The organism is Dehalococcoidales bacterium (assembly GCA_028716225.1).
In the GTDB taxonomy this organism is placed as follows: domain Bacteria; phylum Chloroflexota; class Dehalococcoidia; order Dehalococcoidales; family UBA5760; genus UBA5760.
The window spans coordinates 1-3160 of sequence record JAQUQE010000117.1; the positions used below are offsets into that span (position 1 = coordinate 1).

The 3160-nt window shown below is 50.4% G+C and carries 4 protein-coding genes; all 4 read right to left on the minus strand.

The genetic code is table 11. From position 1 onward, the window contains the following. Nucleotides 1-74 precede the first annotated feature (74 nt). Entirely contained in the window at nucleotides 75-425 is a 351-nt protein-coding gene (locus PHI12_14415) for a Rieske (2Fe-2S) protein (protein ID MDD5511978.1), read from the minus strand. A gap of 26 nt (nucleotides 426-451) precedes the next feature. After that, a complete protein-coding gene (locus tag PHI12_14420) occupies nucleotides 452-640 on the minus strand; it encodes a hypothetical protein (protein MDD5511979.1) in 189 nt (62 codons plus the stop codon). A gap of 232 nt (nucleotides 641-872) precedes the next feature. After that, complete coding sequence (istB, locus tag PHI12_14425) at nucleotides 873-1640, minus strand: IS21-like element helper ATPase IstB (protein MDD5511980.1); 768 nt, start codon at nucleotides 1638-1640, stop codon at nucleotides 873-875. A gap of 12 nt (nucleotides 1641-1652) precedes the next feature. Further along, on the minus strand, nucleotides 1653-3160 hold a 1508-nt coding region (gene istA, locus PHI12_14430; GenBank protein MDD5511981.1), incomplete at its 5' end, for an IS21 family transposase.

The window sequence follows — 3160 nt, forward strand, 5'->3', positions numbered from 1 at the left end:
TGTATCAGCGCAAAAGTTCTTATCTACCTGTGTACTCATGCCTCATCTCCTGCCAGAGTTTAGCAAGGTGCCAACTACATTTCTATCAGAATCTTGTCACTTTCAACTCTTACGTTATATGTAGTAAGCTGTCTCGGTGACTTCAGTATCTTACTCACCTTCGCGAGAAGCCCTGACCCCTTTAACCAGCGAACCACCTGACCATTCCTCAAGTCAAATTGGGAACCATGTAGAGGACAGGTGACAATTGACCCTTCCAGTTTTCCACTCGAAAGTTTTCCTCCCATATGCGGGCAACGGTTATCAGCAACGTAGTAACTGTCCCCAATCCTGGTCAGAAGAACTGCCCTGTCCCTGACTAAGACCTCCTTCATAGCTCCTTCTTCGAGTTCACCGGTTTTACCGACTTCTACAAAATTACTCATCAAGCTCACCTCATATTAGTACTGACCTACTTATATTCGATAAGTTCACCAATTATGTTGATTATATCCGGTACAACAAAGAAATGGGACTCCTGCTTAAGCATCCGTACGCTTGATGAGTATTGCACTGGTCTGAGCAGCCAATGACGATGCGTTATCGCCATTTCAGGTGCCTCCAGCGTCAAGACGGCATTCAGCACAAGATCCCCTTTCATGCTCGTTTGTCTACTTTACCTGACCCTGATGTTCATTTTTTCTGTCTACCCCACTTCCCAAATACCGAAGGAAATAATGTATGTGGAATGAATTTAGTATATATACTTAAGGAAACTAGTTTTTATGATAATACTGTCGTTTCTCAGGTTATATGACCACCCTGTCTCAAGTTAATGTTCCACCTCTATTCTCATGCTAATGTGCCACCCCGGGTGCACTTAAAAAGTAGTATCACACAGTTACCACCTCCCCGGCAAGGTCTTTAGTGGGACGGAGCATAGACCGGTAACTTTTACCGGTCAGGGTAATCATATGGGCGCCGCTAATCAGGCGGTCGAGGGCACTTTCCGCGATGACAGGGTTGGGGAAGAGGGGGTACCAGTCTTTGGGCGCCCGGTTGGCGGTGACTACGAGGGAGCTGTTGCGGTGACGGCGGTCAATGAGTTCATAAATGTCCTCAGCCTGGGTCTTGGTAAATTCTTTCATGGCGAAGTCATCCACTATGAGTAGATTTGGCTTCAAATAGCGCTGAACTCTCTTCTCCCAGGTTTCATCAGCACGTCCGCCGCCCAAATCGGCGAGAAGACGGCTGGCTTTCATAAACAGGACGCTGTGTCCCGTCCGGCAGGCTTGATGTCCCAGTGCCTGGGCCAGGTGAGTCTTACCCACACCCACCGGGCCGCACAGAATAACCGATTCCTTGCGTTCGATAAAATGGCAGGTAGCCAGTTCACGAATATACTGAGCCGGCAGCTTGGGATTGAAATTAAAATCAAAGCCTTCCAGGCTCTTCTCTTCCTCAAAGTGAGCCCGGATAATCCGGGTGGCCAGTCTCTTATTCTCCCGGTGCTGCACTTCATCCTCCAGTAGCAATTCAAGAAATTGGGTAAAGTTTACGCCGTCTTTCTGTGCCTGGTCCAGTCTTATATCCAGGGTTTCTAATACGCCGCCGAGCTTCAGTACCCTCAGCTTGTTTTCGATTTGATGTTTATCAGTCATCGATTTTCTCCCTTAAATTTTGATTGAGCCGCATAATTCTTCAGGACCGCGTAGAAAAGCCCCCGCTTCCCTGATCGGCTCAGATACCAGAGTTTGCTTATCCAGATCCCTTTCCAGGATGGTTTTCACGGTCCGGTAACAGGGGTCACCGAAGGCATTGGCCCGGGCACAGGCTTGCTCCAGTCTCTGAGGTCCGTACTTTTCTTCCAGCCTTAAGATACCCTGGCACTGGCGCAGGTAGTGGAAAGCATGAAGTTTCAGCAGACCATCAATGGTCTCCGTAGTGGCGGGACCAATAGTGCCGGCTTTATGCCGGTACCACTGGGGAGTGCGCTGGAAAAAGGCGGCTTTCTCCGGCGGATAGTCATTCCAATCGGTAACTCTTTTGCCTTTAGTTCCTCTGGAATGGGTCTTGATCAAATCAGAATCGAGGTAAATCTCAACCGTTTTACTCCCCAGCTTGACGGCCACCGTTTTTCCCACGTACTGGTAAGGGACGGAGTAGAGAGTACAGCTTACCTGGATATGGCAATCGAGAGCCACTTTAGCTTGATGCCAGGTAACAATTTCAAACGGCGTGCTTGGTAATGGCCGGAGCGCTTTTTCTTCCGCCAGACGAAAGGTGTTTAACGGCGGTTGGTATGTAGTGCCGTGCTCTCTCATCCCGGCGACTCGAAGACACCACTGTGCCGCCTGCCGGTTGATTTCTTCGAAGCTGGTGAAATTCCTGCCCGACCAGAAACTGTCCCGGATATAGGGGATAGCCCGCTCTATCCGCGCTTTATCCCGGGGTTTGGCACTTCTGGCCGGGTCGATAATGATTCCGTAGTGATGAGCCAATTCTTCATAACCCTGGTTAAACCTGGGATCATAGAGATCGGCTTTAATCACCCCGGTCTTTAAATTATCCGGAGTAATTCTTAAGGGGACTCCGCCGAAAAACTGGAAGGCTAGCACGTGACACGTCAGCCACTCCCGCTGGTCCATCCGGGTAACGACCCGGACAAACATGTGCCGGCTAAAAGACAGTATCAGAGCAAAAGCCCAAAGCCGGCATCTTTTGCCGGTCTGCGGGTCCTGCCAGGTACCCAGGTAACCGAAATCCACCTGGGCTTCATCGCCGGGTGGCGGGTCATCACGCCTTATCGTTATACGCGGTTTCTTCCAGGCGTCAGCCAGAAAACAGCTCAAATAGCGGTAAAAACTGGGCCGCGATATCATCAATCCCTGTTCATCGCGCAGCCTCTGCCAGATCGTTGAGGCTTTAGTGGTGGCTAAGGCTGCCCTGATTTCGTCCTGGTAGGGAAGAAGTTTAGCAAATACTTCCGAGCGCGTGGATGGGTCCGGTGGCTTGGGAATTACCTCTTTAAGAAATGCCTTCCATCCCTGTGGCGGTATGGGGTCTCCCTGACGATAACCCCTGGCCTCAGCGGCATAAACATATTTACGAACAGTGGCCCTGCAGACACCGAGACTGCGGGAAATGGCACAGATACTCCTGCCCGCTTGCCAGTGCTCCA

Excerpts from the sequence above, each read along its gene's own strand:
- PHI12_14415 (MDD5511978.1), bottom strand. The coding sequence starts at position 425 with ATGAGTAATTTTGTAGAAGTCGGTAAAACCGGTGAACTCGAAGAAGGA.
- PHI12_14420 (MDD5511979.1), bottom strand. The coding sequence starts at position 640 with ATGAAAGGGGATCTTGTGCTGAATGCCGTCTTGACGCTGGAGGCACCT.
- istB (MDD5511980.1), bottom strand. The coding sequence starts at position 1,640 with ATGACTGATAAACATCAAATCGAAAACAAGCTGAGGGTACTGAAGCTC.